This is a genomic window from Paracrocinitomix mangrovi, from assembly GCF_019740355.2.
GTDB classification, from domain to species: domain Bacteria; phylum Bacteroidota; class Bacteroidia; order Flavobacteriales_D; family Crocinitomicaceae; genus Paracrocinitomix; species Paracrocinitomix mangrovi.
Window position 1 is genome coordinate 1,894,340 of record NZ_CP091819.1, and the last position, 17,877, is coordinate 1,912,216.

A 17,877-nucleotide genomic window follows, 5' to 3' on the forward strand; every position below is an offset into this window, starting at 1 on the left:
AGTAGTTTTATTCACTTTATCACAGTAAACCCAAAAAACCATGATAAACATTTTTCATACATAATAACGAGAATAGTTAACTTAGGGTTGGAAAAAAATCAATTTTTTTAAAAATGTTGCATTTGTATTTGTTGAGACATGGAAAAGCTGCTAACCCGGCTAGTTATGATGTGGATTATGACCGTCCTTTAAATAAGAAAGGAATTGCCCAAATTAATCAAATTGGATTCCGCTTAAAACAGGATAATTTAATTCCTCACCAAATCATCAGTTCATCTGCAAAAAGAACAGAAGAAACCACAGCCACTGTAAATCATTACTTAGAAATCGGAGACATCACTTTTTTAAAAGAACTCTACCTTGCTAAGGACGAAGTGATTTTACACCACCTGGTTAAAAATGCCGAGAAAAAAGAGATTTTATATGTGGGACACAACTTTGGAATCTCAAATATAGCTTCATACTTCTCAGGCGAAACAATTAGCATGTCCACCGGAATGCTGGTTCATTTTACGTTTGAAGTTGACAAGTGGGAGCACGTTGGTAAAGATTCAGGAATAGTAAAAGACATTTATATACCAGACGTATTTATTCCATAGTGAAAAAGACGGATAAAATCATATTAGGAATTGATCCTGGAACTGTAGTTATGGGTTATGGTCTAATCCACGTAAAGGGAAAGGAGATGGTAATGTTAAACTATGGCATTTTACAACTAAGTAAATTAAAAACACAACCTGAAAAGCTGAAAAGAATTTTTGATCGAGTAGATCAATTAATTGCTGAATATAAGCCTGATGAGATGGCAATTGAAGCTCCGTTTTTTGGAAAAAATGTTCAATCCATGTTAAAATTGGGGAGAGCACAAGGTGTAGCCATAGCTGCAGCATTGAATAGAAATATTCCTATTGAAGAATACACACCAAAAAAAATCAAACAGTCAATTACCGGATCCGGAAACGCAAGTAAAGAACAAGTAGCCCATATGCTTCAAAGATTACTTGGGTTAAAGGAAATACCAAAATATTTGGATGCAACGGACGGTTTAGCCGCAGCGGTTTGCCACCATTTTCAAGGAGGTATTGGAGAAAATAATAAAAGTAAATCAGGTAGCTGGAAAGGATTTTTATCGGATAATCCTCAAAGGCTTAAAAACAACTAAGCATTTCTCAATTTCTGAGCAATCTCAGCCAATTCATCTTGTGACAGATTCAGTTTTTCACTTCTGAAATTCATGTCTTTCTCTGCATTTATAGGAATTAGATGTATATGCGCATGCGGAACTTCTAATCCAATCACAGTCATCCCCACTCTATTACATGGAAAGGTTTTTTTAATCTTACCTGCTATTCCTTTAGCAAAGATTATCATTTCACTTAACAGTTCATCCTCTACATCAAAAATGTAGTCAACCTCTTTTTTAGGAACTACAAGGGTATGGCCTTTTTGAAGTGGAGAAATATCCAAAAAAGCATAGAACTTATCGTTTTCTGCCACTTTGTGTGAAGGTATTTCCCCATTTATTATTTTGGTAAAAATGCTTGACATTATCTAGCAATTTCTAAAATTTCAAACTCCATTTCTCCATTAGGCACTTTAATTTTGGCTAGATCACCAACTTTTTTACCTAATAATCCTTTTCCGATAGGAGAGTCTACTGAGATTTTCTTTTGCTTCAAATCTGCTTCGTTTTCTGCCACTAGAGTGTACTGAATTTCCATTCCATTTTGGACATTTTTAATGGTCACTTTTGACAAAATCAAAACTTTTGAATTATCCAATTGAGATTCATCAATAATACGTGCGTTAGCAACTATATTTTCTAATTGAGCAATTTTAGCTTCTAATAATCCTTGAGCTTCTTTTGCTGCATCATATTCTGCATTTTCTGAAAGATCACCTTTGTCACGTGCATCTGCAATTTGCTGCGATATATGAGGACGCTCAACCGATTTCATGTGGTTAAGTTCATCCTTCAATTTCTGCAATCCTTCTTCAGTATAATATCTAATTTCTGACATATTATAAGGTAATTTAAAAAAGAACAAGAGCTTCCGACTATCTCGGAAACCCTTGTATAAAACAAATGTATGAAAAATATTTAAACTACCATCAAGTGGCACATTTCAAGTGATTTATCTTTATAATTTACAGATTATCAAGGTCTGGTGTGCGCAATGCTCCATACCATTTTAAAATACGTTCTTCATATGAAACATCACCATTATCAGCAGTAATTGGAAGTTTTACATGAATCAGGTATAATCCACCTGCAATTGGAACACCCGCATGATTCTTTAAATTCCAGTCAAGTGAAGTGATTGGGTCATCTTTTTCAAATGATCTAATCAAAGCACCCTGCATGTTAAAGATTGTTACTGTACATCTCTCCGGCAAATTGGTAATTTTAACTCTGTTATCAATTTTAGATGTCTCGTACTCACTGTATCCATAGTAAGGATTAGGAACCACATTTATGTTATCTAAAACAGACAATAACCTGTCATCCTTAATCTTCTCAGTTGGATTATCAATTGAGAACTGATACATAGGTCTTCCTGTATTTTCACCATTTACCAATCTATCTTCATAAGGTTTATTAATTCTTAATTTAATCTCAACATCTGTTTCTAATAAGGTGGCATTTTGAATCAGCATAGGTTCCATTACCCAAAAGCAAGATTTCCAAGCCTTGTAAAAATTATTAGCCCAATCAGCAGGTGGATGATTCAAGTCAAATTTATCCGCAAGCCAAGCTCCTTCATCATACGAAGGACATTCACTTCCATCAACATTTTCACCAAACACATAGATATAATGCATTCCTCCAAACAAAGGGTTTCCTGTTTGATCAGCAAATCTTGAAGTTGGATTCCAGATCATGTCATTTCCATTTTCACCTCCTAACCAAGAGTTTTCTGCAAAACACATATTTAGTCTTTTACCCGTATTGACGTCTACTGCATAACCTGGAAACCATCCCATACCGGTTCCAGTTCCATCAGGCTTACCAAACTTATCCACAGATGAATCTCTTCTCATATGTAATATATCATCTCCATGTTCTGTTTGAGCTTCATTGTCATTGATTTCAATAACAGGACATCTGGTCCAATAATCTTTATTACTTGTAAAAACGATATCCACATCATGCAACACTGGAAAGCAAGACTTGGTTAATGAAACTGTTCCGAGAGATGAAAACCAACTTTCTAGCGGTTTAAATGTAGACGGATCATCCCCAGGGAATCCAAAAGGCATTCCGTAAACTCCTGTTCCTACTCTATTAAAAGGCGCTACAATTCCATCAAGTAATTTTTCATATTCCTGATCAACATCCAATGGATAATCATTGTATTTGCATTCATTATAAATCCATGTGGTTGGATCACAAGCTGGCAATGTGTCTCCAAGTTCACTCGTTGATCCAGATCTAATCCAATTGGTTGGATAAAATTGATCGTCATCAGACACTCCTCCTAACCATGCTTTTGATGAATCTTGATATGTCATAGTAGCATCAATGGGTGAAGTGTACTTGTAGGTACAATTTCCATTACCTTGATAAAATTGTTGATTAATGGTCACAGAAATTCCCCAATCTAAAATCAATTCCTCGTTTTTAACTCCCACTGAAAATTTAGAATTAAATGTGTCGATTTGAATTTGACCGTTTTCATCTTCGTATTCTCTGGTTAACGACCATTCTTCATCATTAATATCAGTGTTTACAGTACCAAATTTCAAGGTATAATTCCCACCTGCAAGGTTCAATGGATCTATTACCTTAATATCCACAGGGCCTGAACCCGGTTTGTATTTAGGATGTACGTTTGGAGATGACCAGTTAAGCACATTGTTATCCCTGTAAAGTGAGTCCAAATCAGTAAAAGTTCCACCATTTCCAATTCCTTCAATTTGTACTATAGCAGGTTGATAACCATATGAAGTGGTAAAAAGCGTTCCATCTGCTTCGGGTGTTGGATCATGAGGAATACCAGTAACAGACTCAATTCCACCACCGGTTGCAGATAATCTGGAACGCAAATAAGGCTTTTTTTGTCCGAATAAAGAATCAGGTTCAGTTGGGACATAGTTCATAAAATTATTATGTGCATATGCTACAGCCAGGAAGTAGTACTTTTTATGATTAACCAAATTTCTTGCGCCTGTAGCAAATTGATCTTCTGTAATATGAAATGAATGTCTAATCCCAGCATCTTCACCATCAACCATTACCTGAGGAATAGTGATCCCTAACTGTTCATTGTACTCATAGTTAACAAGTTTTGAAACTCCATTTTCAACATCACATTGGGCAACTAATCTTGCTTTTTGAATATCATCAATATCAGATACAGATGCTTCCGGTCCAATCATTTGAAATATTTGATAACCTTCAAATCTGAAAGTGTCATCATAAAAGATTCCTTGATCTTTTAATGAATCCGGAGTTTGGATGTAGATTACATCTTCTGAGAACCAATTTTGTTCATCTTCACCAGGTTGTAAGAACAATATTAGCTCATTTTCCATTTCTTGTATTGTAAGAGTTGGAGCTCTTGGAGGCTCAACTAATTCAAAACAATTGTCAAATAAGGCTTGTGCTTTTGAATCTGCTTCCTTCATTGTTCTCACGGAAGCTTCTAGATCTGTTTCCTGCGTATTTCTACCATAAACCACTCCAACAGTAATATTATTAACTGCTCCAGGTTCTAACGTAAATGGACCCGCAGATTGTAAAAACCTTCTATCTCCCGGAGGGTTTCCTTCAGTCACTTCTGACCAGTTTGATTGCCCCGTTGGAACTCCCAAAGTTCCCCAATTGTATGGATCAGATTCTCCAGGAAAACAATAATTTGTAGGAATTGATCCACTTGCTCCATTACCACCAAAAGTAAATGGATCGTTATTCAGCCAAAGACCTTTTAAATACTGATAGTAATCTGTAGCATCATCAGGATCTCCTTGAACTGCTCCTGCCCCACCAGTAAAATATACAAACTTTGACATTCCTAATCTTTCATTATCTACAGTTCCGTCTCCATAGCCAATTCCCAATCCTTCATAAGGAATTCCACCCTGAGCAATGGCTTCGGCAATATTAGTTGTTAATGGATTGTCGATTCCATCATTGTCTTTATATGGACCTTCAAAAAAATCAATCCCGATTGCAGGAGGAGAAGCACCATAAGGATCTTGACCAGAATTTCCGTTATCAACAGATTCACCATTGTAAGCGTATCCTAATCCTCTTGAAACATCACAACCAACATAATCATTTGAATAATCACCTATGTCCGTATCCACCCATTGGCCGAAATAGGTATTTGTAAGTCTATATGAACCTCTGTTGATTAACTCATAGTTGTAAAATGTCATGTCATTAATTGCGTCATCTGTTGCAAATGAAAAGGCTTGTGCTCTGATTTCCATTCCAATTGAAGCTCCACCCGTTTCAGTGTGAATGTTTCCTCTATCATTGAAAACCCACCAATGCGTTTCATCTCCATATAAAGTAACCCTTCTGTCCGCTCTGCAGTCAATTTTACCTTCAATATCATACCATGGATAATCACCATCATTGATAGGGTCATAGACTCCTGGTGTATTATTTTCATATTCAACATTGTCATAAAATGGTGCCAAATAATAATCTTCCTTCAAAGACATATCACCATGTGCCGGCCAATTAATTATTCGATCCATTACTTCATCAGATGGTTTTTCAACGCCTTCACATTCTGATGGGTCTAGATTTAAATTCTCGCATTCCCACCATGCTATAAATTGTAAAACTTCAGCCTTTCTAATTGTGTAGAATTGGTCGTATTTAAGGCATTGTGAAGACTTAATGTCTGTGGATCCATGATCTCTGTACAGTGTAGTTTCTGCATTTTGAACTATAGATGGATCATAATTTCCAGAGTTAAGATCTAGACTTCCGAGTGGACCTGTCCAAAAATCACGGCCCTGACCAAACATTTGTGCAGCAATCTTTAATTGTCCGTTTACATCTTCACCACCCATCCAAAGGGCACCTGAATAAATAACGTACTTATTAGATCCTTTAGGAACTTCATATGAAGCTGTTCCTGTTGATCTTTCTTGCCATAGCAAACCACCGGTTTCAATAATTGCCTTTACATTATTAAATTCCATGTAAAGTCTCTCATTTGCAGGAGCACATCCAGCTGCTCTTGAACCTGCATCACCATCATTGTTTCCGGGTCTGTGATGATCGAAGTTTCGATAAGACCACGAAGTGAAACAAAATGAAAGTGTAATTAGTGTAATAGATAATCTCATAGCATTGGGTTTGTAGATTTTAACCCAATTTCCTCATAATTAATAAGGACTACAATGGATATAATTACTATGATTTTGTTATTTATATCACTCTATATAGCTGATTTTCAAAGCCTTTTTACAGATGACTCAATCAAGCCTACAGTTTAATTGTATAAACGAGCATAAAAAGAATTTGCAAAATACAAGTCAAAAAAAATCCCCGACTGTTGAGCCGGGGATTACTATATAAATCTAAAGAAGATTATTTCATATCAATCGATAATCCAATTGTGTGGATACCATTGAATGGATTTGCATGTCTGTAGCTGTACTGAACACCTAATCTGTGTTTGTTTTTACCAACGATACCGTCAACTGAAACACCAGCAGATAAACCGCTCAAAGCAGTAACTCTACCACCATATACAAAACCATCACTAGAGAAAAGACCTTTTTCAAAAGTGTACCCAGCCATTACGTTAAATGCCATTTTATTAGCATCCATTCCATAATTAACTCCTAATCTGTATTGGTCATGTGAAAACGAGTTAGCAGAAAAAGCAAATGCCGTAGTAAGCTTGTGCATTTCTCCAAAATTGAAATCATATGAACCACCGATATTCAAAGTAGAAGGCATTTCAAATGAAGCAGCTCTTTGCTCCAAAGTAGCCAATTCACCTGTATTAGGATACATAATTTGAATTGCCATACCATCACCTTTAAAAGTCATAGTTGGCCCGATATTTTTCAAAGTAATACCAAATTTAATTTGATCTTCTTCACCAGTTACATATCTGATACCTGCATCCAAAGCTACCGAAGTACCTCTTAAATTAGCAATAGCTTCGTTAACTACTTTAAAGTTGATACCTCCGTAAATTGAATTGGTAAATTCTCTTGCATACCCAACATTAAAGTTAGAATAAGTAGGAGAGAAAGTTCCAATACCACCTTCAGGCAAATCAACTGTAGTAATATCAATATCACCAAATGTCATTGCCATAACAGTAACAGAGATAACAGAGTTATCTGAAATTCTTTGAGCTAATCCCGCAGAGTTGATACCGATTCCTGAACCACCCAACCAGTTTGTTCTATCAAATCTAATTTGAGTTTTATCAGTAAATGCTAATCCAGCAATATTGGTATAAACAGCATCCAGACCAGTACCACAAGCAACACTTGCATCAGCCCAAGCAGCTGAACGAGCCCAAGGATTAATTAACAATTCAGTAGCTCCTGCTGATCCAATACGGTCCCCATTTCCAGCAAATGCGGGTGCACTTGCTAAGAAAACTGCTGAAGCCAATAATGTTCTTTTAACTATCTTATTCATTTTCATATGCGAATAAATTCTTTCTTAAATTCAAGTTTTACAGGTTATCAAGATCTGGTTGTCTTAAGGCACCATACCACTTGATTATTCTTTCTTGTTCTCTCACTTCAGTACCATTCTCTGTAATTGGTATTTTCACATGTATTAGGTACAATCCTCCTGCAATAGGAACACTTTTGTGGTTCTTCAAATCCCAATCTACAGATGTCAATGCATCATCTTTTTCAAAAGTTCTGATCAACGAACCTTGCATGTTGAAGATGGTAATTGTACATCTTTCAGGAAGGTTAGTAATCTTCACTCTATTATCTAATTTAGAAGTCTCGTATTCACTGTATCCATAGTAAGGATTTGGTACTACATTGATATTATCTAATACAGATTCTAATCTATCAGCTTGACCTTTAAGGGTAGCATTTTCGATCGTGAATTGATACATTGGTCTTCCTGCATTTTCTCCACCTACTACTCTTTCCTCGTAAGGTCTGTTAATTCTTAAGTTGATTTCAACATCTGTAGCCATCAATTCAGCATTCTCCTCAACCATAGGCTCCATAACCCACATACAGTTTTTCCAAGCTGTTAAGAAGTTAGTTGCTTTTTGAGCTGAAGTAACATCAAATTTTTGAGCTAACCACGCTCCTTCATCATAAGCTGGACATCCACTGTTGTCAATATTCTCTCCGAAAACATAGATATAATGCATTCCACCAAATAAAGGATTATCTACCTGATCAGCAAAGTTTGAAGTAGGGTTCCAAATCATATCTGCTCCGTTTTCACCTAACAACCATGAATTTTCAGAGAAAACCATATTAAGTCGTTTACCAGTGTTAACATCCACAGCATATCCTGGGAACCATCCCATACCAGTTCCAGTACCATCAGGATTTCCAAATTTGTCAACAGACTCATCACTTCTCATGTACAAGATATCATCTCCATGTTCAGTTTGATTCTCATTATCATTGATTTCAATCACTGGACATCTCGTCCATAAATTTCTATCATTTGTAATTATGATATCTACGTCATGTAATTGAACAAAAGAAGATTTTGTTTGTGCAATTGACCATTGAGAGAACCATCCTTGAGGAGGATTGTTGTCATTTGTACTTGGATCATCACCAGGCCAACCAAAAGGCATTCCGTAAACTCCTGCACCTACTCTATTGAATGGTGCAACTGTTCCGTCTAATAATTTCTCATATAACTGATCATCATCTAATGCTTTATCATTGTAAGCACATTGATTGTAAATCCAGTTTTGTGGATCACATCCACCAGGATTGTCAGTTTCATTCTCAGCTGTACTTCCTGATCTAATCCAGTTAGTTGGATAGAATTGGTCATCATCTTGAACACCTGTTAACCAAGCTTTAGATGAATCAGCATAAGTAATTGTAGCATCAATAGGCTCAGTATATTTATTCGCTTCCAAACCAGTTCCAATGTAAAACTGTTGATTTACTCTAACTGAGATTCCCCAATCAAGAATTAATTGCTCATTTCTAATTCCAATTACATAATCAGAAGAAACGCTTTCAGTTTGAGCTGCTCCATTCTCATCAATATAATCTCTAGTCAACGTCCAAGTATCTTCATCAACTGATGACGAATCTTGTCCAAATCTCAATGTAAACGTTCCGTCAGCTAAATTCAATGGGTCAATTACTTTAACATCAATTGGACCTGCACCTTCTTCATAAAGCACTTGCTCATTCATGTTTGTCCAATTAACGACATTGTTCATTCTGTAAGCAGAGTCTAATTGTGTAAATGTTCCTCCGTTTCCTATACCCTCAATTTGAGTAATTTTTGGTTGGTATCCATAAGAAGTTGTATAGATAGTTCCATCAGCTTCTGGAGAAGGATCATGAGGAATTCCAATTGCAGCTTCAATTCCTTTACCAGATCCAGAAATACGTGATCTCAAATAAGGGATTTTTTGACCATCCAATGCATCAGGATCACTAGGATCGTAATCTTTATAACTGTTATACGCATAAGCCACAGCTATATAGTAGTATTTCTTATGATTTACCAATTCTCTAGCACCAGTTGCAAATTGATCTTCAGTAATTCTAAAAGAATGACTTAAACCTTCATCTGCTCCATCAACCATTACTTGAGGAATTGTAATATCTAATTGTTCATCATAGATATAGTTAACCAATTTGGCAACACCGTTTGAAATATCACACTGTGCAACTAAACGGGCTTTTTCAATATCATCTAAATCAGCTACTGAGGCTTCAGCATCAACCATTTGGAAGATTTGATATCCTTCAAATCTGAAAGTATCGTCATAATAAATTCCTTGTTGTGCTAAATCATCAGGAGTAATGATGTTAATTCTGTCAACCTCAAACCAAGTTTGCTCATCAAATCCTGGTGGCTCTTCAATGAAAAGAATTAATTCATTTTCCATTTCTTGAATAGATAGATTCGGAGCTACTGGAGGCTCAACTAATTCAAAACAGTTTTCGAATAATGCTTGAGCTTTAGAATCAGCTGTTTTCATAGTTCTAACAGAAGCTTCTAAATCAGTTTCAGCAGTATTTCTACCATAAACAACTCCTACAGTAATGTTATTTACTGCTCCAGGAACCAACGTAAATGGACCTGCAGACTGTAAGAAACGTCTATCTCCATCTGCATTTTGCTCAGAAACCTCTGACCAATCAAATCCAGGGTCTACCCCTCCAGTTCCCCAAAATTCATTGTCCGTATCTCCCGGAAACATAAAATCGGTAGGCAAGGTAGTCCCTGATAAGAAGCCATCCCCCCCGTAAACCATTTGTTGTCCATTTTGCCAAATTCCTTGAAGATATAAATAGTAATCTGTAGCATTGTTAGGGTCACCTGTAGGTCCACCTCCAATATTGTGATATACAAACCTTCTCATACCGTAACGCTCATTATCAGCAATTCCATCACCGTAACCTATTCCATTTAATGCCTCGTTAACTCCAATACCTTTGGCGTTATCAATACCATCATTGTCTTGATAAGGTCCTTCAAAGAAATCCACTCCAATAGCTGGTGGTGACGCTCCATATGGCGCCTGACCATTTTGTCCGTTATCAACCGACTCTCCATTATATGCGAAACCTAAACCTCTATTTACATCACATCCCACATAGTCATTATTCGCTGCTCCAATATCCGGATCTACCCACTGACCAAAATAAGTGTTGTACAAAGTTTGAGTACCACGATTGATTAACTCATAGTTGTAGAATGTCATGTCATTGATAGCATCATCAGTTGCAAAAGCAAAAGCCTGCGCCCTAATTTCCATACCAATTGGATCACCACCTGTTTCAGTGTGAATATTTCCTTTATCGTTGAAAACCCACCAGTGAGTTTCATCACCAAATAAGGTTACACGACGGTCATTTCTACAGTCAATCTCATCTTCCATATCATACCAAGGATAATCCCCGTCATTAATTGGATCATAAATACCATTTGGCGCTTGAGCATCAGTTCCATTATCATAAAAAGGAGCTAAGTAAAAATCCTGACCTAAAGACACATCTCCATGCGCCGGCCAGTTAATAATTCTCTCCATTATTTCATCATTTGGTTGCTCAACATCTTCACAATCCGCAGGATCAGTAATTCCATTAGAACAATTCCACCAAGCAATGAACTGTCTTACTTCAGCTTTACGAATAGTATAGAATCTGTCATAAGCAAGACACTCAGAAGGAATAATTTCGGCAGCACCATAATCTCTATATAAAGTCAATTCAGCATTTTGAACTGTAAAAGGATCATAGTTTCCTGTACCATCAATCAAATCTCCAAGGGGTCCTGCCCAAAAGTCATTTCCTTGACGGAACATGTGCGCAGCTAATTTTAACTGACCGTTAACATCTTCACCTCCCATCCACAAAGCTCCTGAATAAAGGACAAACTTATTTGACCCAGCTGGAACCTCATAAGACGCTCTTGAGTTTGCTCTATCTTGCCATAAAGAACCACCTGTTTCAACCAATGCTCTAACATTGTTGAACTCCATGAACAATCTCTCATTCGCAGGAGCACAGTTGGCTGCTCTTGAATCACCAGACGGCAAATGGTCCGGTCCGTGGTGATTGAAGTTTTTATAAGCAAAAGATGTACTTGCTAATCCTAAAACTAAAAAGTTAATTAATACTTTTTTCATAATCTTTATTTGGACTTTAAATACCTAAATTGGTTCTTAAAAATCAAATTTAACACCTAATCTAATTGTTCTTGGAATACCAAAATTGAATGGATTTACAACCTTCATTTGATAGTAATCTCTGAATGATTGCTCATCCAATTGACTTTGAATAGAAGTTTGATACTGAGAAGCTGCCAAATAACCATCATCATCAGGAGTACCTGTAGCTCTGTACACATTTAATGTGTTGATGATGTTGAAAATATTTGTTACCCTTAAGTAAACATTCAAGTATGCCGCTTTCTTCTTGTCTTCGTCTTTACCAAACTCTAAGTTGATATTTCTATCAATTTGGAAATCCATTCTATACTGCCATGGTTTTCTTGAACCGTTTAAAGTTCCGTCTAATTGTGAACTATTAGGTGACAATAACGCATCTCCAACTGGAATTTTCAATCCTGAGTAAGGAGTACCAGAACCAATATTAGTTACTAAGTTAACACCAGTATTTCCGAATAATTCGAAGTCTTTAATTTTTGGACCATTGTAATCTCTTCCAGAACCATATCTGTAATCAAATACAATGTTGAAACCATGTCTTTGGTCATATGAATAAGGGAAAATTACTCTTAAGTTAGGCTCTCCTGAGTTTACTAATCCCAATGCAGAAGTTGCATCTGAACCAGTTCCGTTTGCAAACTGTAATGTATAAGCTGCAGTCATTCTAACATTTCCTGTTCTTCTTAAATCATATGAAACTGTAATTCCTTTCACAGTACCAAAGTCTCTGTTTCCGTAAGAACGGTAAGTATTTGGATAAGCCTGGAAAACATTCACCAACTGTACTTGATCTCTTTGCTCTTTGTAGAACGCTGAAATCTTTAATGATGACGTTTTTGACAACACTTGTTGGAAACCTATTTCGTAGTCAATAGTTTTCTCTGGTTTCAAATCCGGATTACCGATAATCACGTTTCTATCTTGCATAAATTGGTAATCAATTGGATTAAACCTGTTTCCTGTAGTAGGACGTTTAGTCAAGATATCATAGTGAGCAAAGAAAGATGCTTCATCCGAAATTGGGAATGAGAATGCAATTCTAGGCATTACGTTAACCTGAGGTTTATAATCTTCAAAAGCATCAGCTGTAGGAGAAGTTAAAGAAGGATCTTGCAAATAAGGAGCAATACCTTTAGAACCCTCAATCAAAGAAGCATCCGCGATTTCAACACCTTCCGCATTGTACCAAGTATCTCCATTTCTATATCCTAAAATTGAATTTACATTGTTTACGTCATTCACATACACAACATAATCATCTCCCATATTTTCAGGGTGAGCGCCTAGATCATCAACTTCTGCAACTGTTTTTGCATTATACAATAAGTATTTATCTTTCATTACAGGTTGGTTTGCATCAAATACATCAACACGAACACCAACGTTGAAAATGATATCATCAAATGCAAATTTATCCATTACATATCCAGCCATGTAAATAGGTTGGAATGCTCCAATATGTCTTCTGTAGTTTCCATTTCCATCAAACTCAGTAAAGTAATCATTGATATCTGTATTACCTTTTACTTTATTTCCAGAATGGTCATATCCATACCAAGTAAAAATGTTATTACCTGAATTCAATAACTCATCTGCGTTGAACATGTCAACTGTAAAGAAGTTTGGATCAATTGCATCAATATCAACAAAATCAGTTCCATCAGGATCTAGTCCTAATTTCTGTCTTACATTATAATCAAAGAAATACTGAGCATCATTTCCTTCTTGACCTTGGTAATCACCTTCAGAAGCATTCAACCTTTCATAAGTAACACGAGGGAAAGTTCCGTAGTAGTCAAATGTTGTACCTGCAGCAGACTTGTCTAACTCCAAAATATGGTTATTCATGTACTGACGTGCAATAGTCCAAATTCCAATAGGTGAACCACTCCAAGCTCTATCCCATCTTTGCTCATATTCAAAACCTAATGAAATTGCGTGATCATTTAGATTAATTGAACCTGAACCAGTAATACGAAACTGATCTGCTTGTGAATATCCATATCCATTATAAGGTGTACCTATATTATTCCAAATTCCATAAACCGATTGCGGCAAATCTCCATTTCTCAAAGCTCCACCTTGCTGAACTTGGAACAAATTCTCGTAATGATCCTCTGTTTGACCCGCATAAATTGAGTAATACTGAGAAGTAATTGCAGAAAAAGCCTCATTAGTTGCTGATGGTGTAAAAGCAACTAAAGTATCATTAAAACCATTGTGAATCAATGAATCACCATCATCATTAAATTCATAAGTTGTTTCTCTAAAAGTTTCAAAAGTACCCACATGACCATAGTTGAAAATTCTATCCTCATGTCTTGAATCTTGAAATTTGTTATGCGCCTGAGTATAATCTACCATGATTGAATAGTTGGCACTTTTAATTTTAGAAGAAGAACCTTCTTGAGTATTATTAAAACGTTGAGTAAATCTACCATAAACTCTCCAGTCTAAACTCGAGCTTTCACCAAAGTTTTCAAAGTTTAAAAGAGATCCATTGTAGTTATAAATAGAACCTTTACTCCAAGCCATTGATCCACCAAATGTTAAGTTAATGTTAGGACCAGCGTTTACATCAATTTTTCCAGCAGCTGAGGCAGATCTACTTCTAGCATTCATTCTCCAAGGAACTTGTTCAAATGCATTGTTCGGATCATCAGGATCATTCATATTGTTTCTGAAAAACTCAGCATTATAATAGGTACCCTGACCAAGACCTGTAGGTCTTAAAGGATTGGCAATTAAAGAATCTCTATACTCTTCTTTAATTCTGTAAGTACCACCGTGAGCAGTTGGTCTTCCATCTAATTGATCAGTAAAGTTTGCTGAGATAAAAAATCCTAAGATTGGTTTTGTTTTATTTCCAGCTGAATCTTTCTTCATCCAAAGCGGACCAGAGATCATACCTTCTAATAAGTTGTATGCATACTTATCTAAACCAAAAACTTTTCCATCATAACCTAAAGGATTTTGACCATTAAAGTAGAAACCAGAAGTTACTCCTTCAAATGAACCAAAATATCTTGCAGAAGGACCTCTCGTAGTAATTGATACGATACCTCCTGTTAAGTCACCATAGTTAGCAGGCACACCCCCTGTAATTACCGCAACCTCTTGGATTGCAGACTTAGGTAATGCTGAAGACCCACGAACTTTAATTCCATCTATATAATAATACGTTGCATCAGATCTTGTACCTCTAATACTCAAAGCACTTGAACCTTCTGAAGAGTAAACCCCTCCAACTGTTTGCGCGATTCCTGTTGCAGAACGAGTTGGCATTTTAGAGATATCTTCTCTTGTTACTGTAGCACCAGAAGCACCACCATCTTTATCAATCAACGGAACCTCATAGTGAATAACCTCAACAACATCCAACATTTCTGCTGAATTACCCATTTCCATATCAAGGATGGTATATTTATCTGAGTTTACCACAACCCCTTCTTGACGAACAGGTTGATAACCTACGAATTTCAATTCAACATCATATTCTCCTGGAGGCAGAGAGCTAACTAAAAATTTACCGTCAAAATCAGTATTGGAAAATCCTTTTTGTTGACCGTTTTGAGTAACGATAACTTTTACAAATGGCAATGGTTCTCCGTTCTCTTTATCTAAAACCTGACCTTTAATAGATCCGTTTCCAGTTTGAGCAAAGGCAAAACCTGCCGACAAAAGGATAGTGGTTAATAATAACCTTAAGTTAGTAAGCATAAGTTCAAGTGTATTTGTTAAAATTTCCTAAAATACAATAGCGTGCTAATATAGGTAATAAAAATGTGAACCGACCAAATTAAATTAACAAAATGTTAATCTGATTGATTCAAATACAAAACTACATGAGTAATTAGAAAATAGGAATAGTTAAAATTGATAAAATGCAATAAATTATACACGTCTAATATCCGCTTCTAAGTCAAGCGATTATTTCTCATAGGCTTCCCTCTTTGACGTCTTTTTGCATTTTTTGCTGCACGTTTCATTCTTTTACGCGTAGCTTTATCTTGATTTCGATAACTTCTTTTTCGAGAACGTTTTCCTTGCTTAATTCTCTTTCTCCTTTTACTAGTTCTACCAGTTTTTACAGTTTTTGCACCTTGATCTTGTGCAATAACATCATCCGGAGAAAAGAATAAACACACAATAAATATGCTTAACTTCGTTAATATATTGGAAAATCGTTTCTTCATGCCTCAAATATATTCAAGATTCGCAATTATCTCTTCTTTCACCCTCGCTTTATTTTTAACATCTTGCGATAGTGAGACACATCCTGTGCCAAATGTTCCCGTGAATATAAACATTAATCTTGACTTACCATCTAACCAATCATTAAATGCACCGGGCGGTTGGATATATGTTAATGGAGGTTCAAGAGGCATTGTTGTTTACAGAAATTTTGATGAATTCGTGGCTTTAGATCGACACTGCACATATCACAGTGAAGACGCTTGCGGAGTGGTTGAAGTGGACAGTGTGAATTATTTTGAGTTAACATGCCCTTGCGGATCATCAAGATATAGTATAATGTCCGGGGTAGTTATGGAAGGTCCTGCAAAATTTGGATTGAGAAGATATAACGCTACCTGGGATGGAGCATACAATGTAAATATCTATAACTAAAAAAGCATCCTCAGAATTTCCAAGGATGCTTTCACTATTTTAAACTATTTTCTAATTAGTATCTGTAGTGTTCAGGTTTGTAAGGACCCGCAACTTCAACACCAATATATTTAGCTTGATCTTCAGACAATACGTCTAATTCAACACCAATTTTAGCTAAGTGTAATTTAGCTACCTTCTCATCTAGATGTTTAGGCAACATGTATACTTTGTTCTCATATTTGTCAGAATTGTTCCACAATTCTAATTGAGCCAAAGTTTGGTTTGTAAATGAATTAGACATTACAAATGATGGGTGACCAGTTGCACAACCTAAGTTTACCAATCTTCCTTCTGCTAATAAAATAATATCATTACCGTTTACATTGTATAAATCAACTTGAGGTTTGATTTCAACTTTAGTAGAACCATGATTATTATTCAACCAAGCAACATCAATTTCATTATCAAAATGTCCGATATTGCATACGATTGTTTTATCCTTCATTTTCTCAAAGTGTTTTCCTACGATAATATCTTTATTACCAGTTGTAGTCACAACAATGTCAGCTCTACTTACGGCATTTTCCATTTTTTGAACTTCAAAACCATCCATTGCAGCTTGTAAAGCACAGATAGGATCAATTTCAGTAACAATAACTCTTGCACCAGCACCTCTTAATGAAGCTGCTGAACCTTTTCCAACATCACCATAACCAGCAACAACTGCTACTTTTCCGGCCATCATTACATCAGTAGCTCTTCTGATTGAATCTACCAATGATTCTTTACATCCGTATTTGTTATCAAATTTAGACTTAGTAACTGAATCATTTACGTTGATAGCAGGCATTACTAATGTTCCATTTTTCATTCTGTCGTACAATCTGTGTACACCAGTAGTAGTTTCTTCAGAAAGTCCTTTGATATCTTTTGTCAACTCTGGATACTGATCAAAAACCATGTTTGTCAAATCTCCTCCATCATCAAGGATCATATTCAATGGCTGACCACCTTCAAATGCAAAAAGTGTTTGCTCGATACACCAATCAAACTCTTCTTCATTCATTCCTTTCCATGCAAATACTGGAATACCTGCTGCCGCAATTGCAGCTGCTGCATGATCCTGAGTTGAAAATATATTACAAGAAGACCATGTAACATCAGCTCCTAATTCAACCAAAGTTTCAATTAAAACTGCAGTTTGAATAGTCATGTGAAGACATCCGGCAATTCTAGCACCTTTTAAAGGTTTTGAAGCACCATATTCTTCTCTTAATGACATCAATCCCGGCATTTCTGCCTCTGCCAATGTAATTTCTCTTCTTCCCCACTCTGCAAGGCTAATGTCTTTAACCTTGTAATTTAATTTTTCCTGTGTATCACTCATTTTTACATTATTTTCTTTAGAATCAGGCGCAAA

11 protein-coding genes are annotated in these 17,877 nt (G+C 36.1%); 3 read left to right on the forward strand and 8 right to left on the reverse strand.

Annotated elements, in window-relative coordinates; all coding sequences use genetic code 11:
* Positions 1 to 113 precede the first annotated feature (113 nt).
* Both K6119_RS08545 and ruvC read left to right on the forward strand, forming a co-directional pair.
* Complete coding sequence (locus K6119_RS08545) at positions 114 to 599, forward strand: SixA phosphatase family protein (protein WP_221838244.1); 486 nt, start codon at positions 114 to 116, stop codon at positions 597 to 599.
* Entirely contained in the window at positions 596 to 1,162 is a 567-nt protein-coding gene (gene ruvC, locus K6119_RS08550) for a crossover junction endodeoxyribonuclease RuvC (RefSeq protein ID WP_221838717.1), read from the forward strand. Before K6119_RS08545 ends, ruvC begins: the two co-directional genes overlap by 4 nt.
* On the opposite strand, the gene K6119_RS08555 is transcribed toward ruvC, so the two are convergent.
* From K6119_RS08555 to K6119_RS08585, 7 genes are all read right to left on the reverse strand, one after another.
* Positions 1,159 to 1,548 carry an HIT family protein gene (locus tag K6119_RS08555; RefSeq protein WP_221838246.1) on the reverse strand — a complete coding sequence of 130 codons (390 nt, stop codon included), beginning with the start codon at positions 1,546 to 1,548 and terminating at the stop codon, positions 1,159 to 1,161. The genes ruvC and K6119_RS08555 overlap by 4 nt on opposite strands.
* The gene (gene greA, locus K6119_RS08560; RefSeq protein WP_221838248.1) at positions 1,548 to 2,021 is read right to left on the reverse strand and encodes a transcription elongation factor GreA; all 474 of its coding nucleotides are present in this window, start codon (positions 2,019 to 2,021) and stop codon (positions 1,548 to 1,550) included. Before greA ends, K6119_RS08555 begins: the two co-directional genes overlap by 1 nt.
* Positions 2,022 to 2,148: 127 nt before the next feature.
* Positions 2,149 to 6,309 (reverse strand): T9SS C-terminal target domain-containing protein, encoded by a 4,161-nt coding sequence (locus tag K6119_RS08565; protein ID WP_221838250.1) that lies wholly within the window; start codon positions 6,307 to 6,309, stop codon positions 2,149 to 2,151.
* 244 nt (positions 6,310 to 6,553) lie between these two features.
* Positions 6,554 to 7,627: a PorV/PorQ family protein gene (locus K6119_RS08570; RefSeq protein WP_221838252.1), complete on the reverse strand. Its 1,074-nt coding sequence runs from the start codon at positions 7,625 to 7,627 to the stop codon at positions 6,554 to 6,556.
* 37 nt (positions 7,628 to 7,664) lie between these two features.
* Positions 7,665 to 11,804, reverse strand: coding sequence for a T9SS type A sorting domain-containing protein (locus tag K6119_RS08575; RefSeq protein ID WP_221838254.1), 4,140 nt, complete (start codon positions 11,802 to 11,804; stop codon positions 7,665 to 7,667).
* Positions 11,805 to 11,840: 36 nt separating this feature from the next.
* On the reverse strand, positions 11,841 to 15,566 hold the full coding sequence (locus tag K6119_RS08580; protein ID WP_221838256.1) for a TonB-dependent receptor: 3,726 nt from the start codon (positions 15,564 to 15,566) through the stop codon (positions 11,841 to 11,843).
* Positions 15,567 to 15,763: 197 nt separating this feature from the next.
* Positions 15,764 to 16,042, reverse strand: coding sequence for a hypothetical protein (locus tag K6119_RS08585; protein WP_221838258.1), 279 nt, complete (start codon positions 16,040 to 16,042; stop codon positions 15,764 to 15,766).
* On the opposite strand from K6119_RS08585, the gene K6119_RS08590 reads away from it, so the two are divergent.
* Positions 16,041 to 16,475, forward strand: a complete 435-nt coding sequence (locus K6119_RS08590; protein ID WP_221838261.1) for a Rieske (2Fe-2S) protein — start codon at positions 16,041 to 16,043, stop codon at positions 16,473 to 16,475. The two genes, K6119_RS08585 and K6119_RS08590, sit on opposite strands and share 2 nt — an antisense overlap.
* A gap of 55 nt (positions 16,476 to 16,530) precedes the next feature.
* Here the strand turns inward: K6119_RS08590 and ahcY are convergent, their stop codons facing one another.
* Positions 16,531 to 17,844, reverse strand: a complete 1,314-nt coding sequence (gene ahcY, locus K6119_RS08595; protein ID WP_221838263.1) for an adenosylhomocysteinase — start codon at positions 17,842 to 17,844, stop codon at positions 16,531 to 16,533.
* Positions 17,845 to 17,877: the final 33 nt, after the last annotated feature.

Excerpts from the sequence above, each read along its gene's own strand:
- ahcY (WP_221838263.1), bottom strand. The coding sequence starts at position 17,844 with ATGAGTGATACACAGGAAAAATTAAATTACAAGGTTAAAGACATTAGC.
- K6119_RS08585 (WP_221838258.1), bottom strand. The coding sequence starts at position 16,042 with ATGAAGAAACGATTTTCCAATATATTAACGAAGTTAAGCATATTTATT.
- greA (WP_221838248.1), bottom strand. The coding sequence starts at position 2,021 with ATGTCAGAAATTAGATATTATACTGAAGAAGGATTGCAGAAATTGAAG.
- K6119_RS08575 (WP_221838254.1), bottom strand. The coding sequence starts at position 11,804 with ATGAAAAAAGTATTAATTAACTTTTTAGTTTTAGGATTAGCAAGTACA.
- K6119_RS08565 (WP_221838250.1), bottom strand. The coding sequence starts at position 6,309 with ATGAGATTATCTATTACACTAATTACACTTTCATTTTGTTTCACTTCG.
- K6119_RS08545 (WP_221838244.1), top strand. The coding sequence starts at position 114 with ATGTTGCATTTGTATTTGTTGAGACATGGAAAAGCTGCTAACCCGGCT.
- K6119_RS08590 (WP_221838261.1), top strand. The coding sequence starts at position 16,041 with ATGCCTCAAATATATTCAAGATTCGCAATTATCTCTTCTTTCACCCTC.
- K6119_RS08570 (WP_221838252.1), bottom strand. The coding sequence starts at position 7,627 with ATGAATAAGATAGTTAAAAGAACATTATTGGCTTCAGCAGTTTTCTTA.
- K6119_RS08555 (WP_221838246.1), bottom strand. The coding sequence starts at position 1,548 with ATGTCAAGCATTTTTACCAAAATAATAAATGGGGAAATACCTTCACAC.
- K6119_RS08580 (WP_221838256.1), bottom strand. The coding sequence starts at position 15,566 with ATGCTTACTAACTTAAGGTTATTATTAACCACTATCCTTTTGTCGGCA.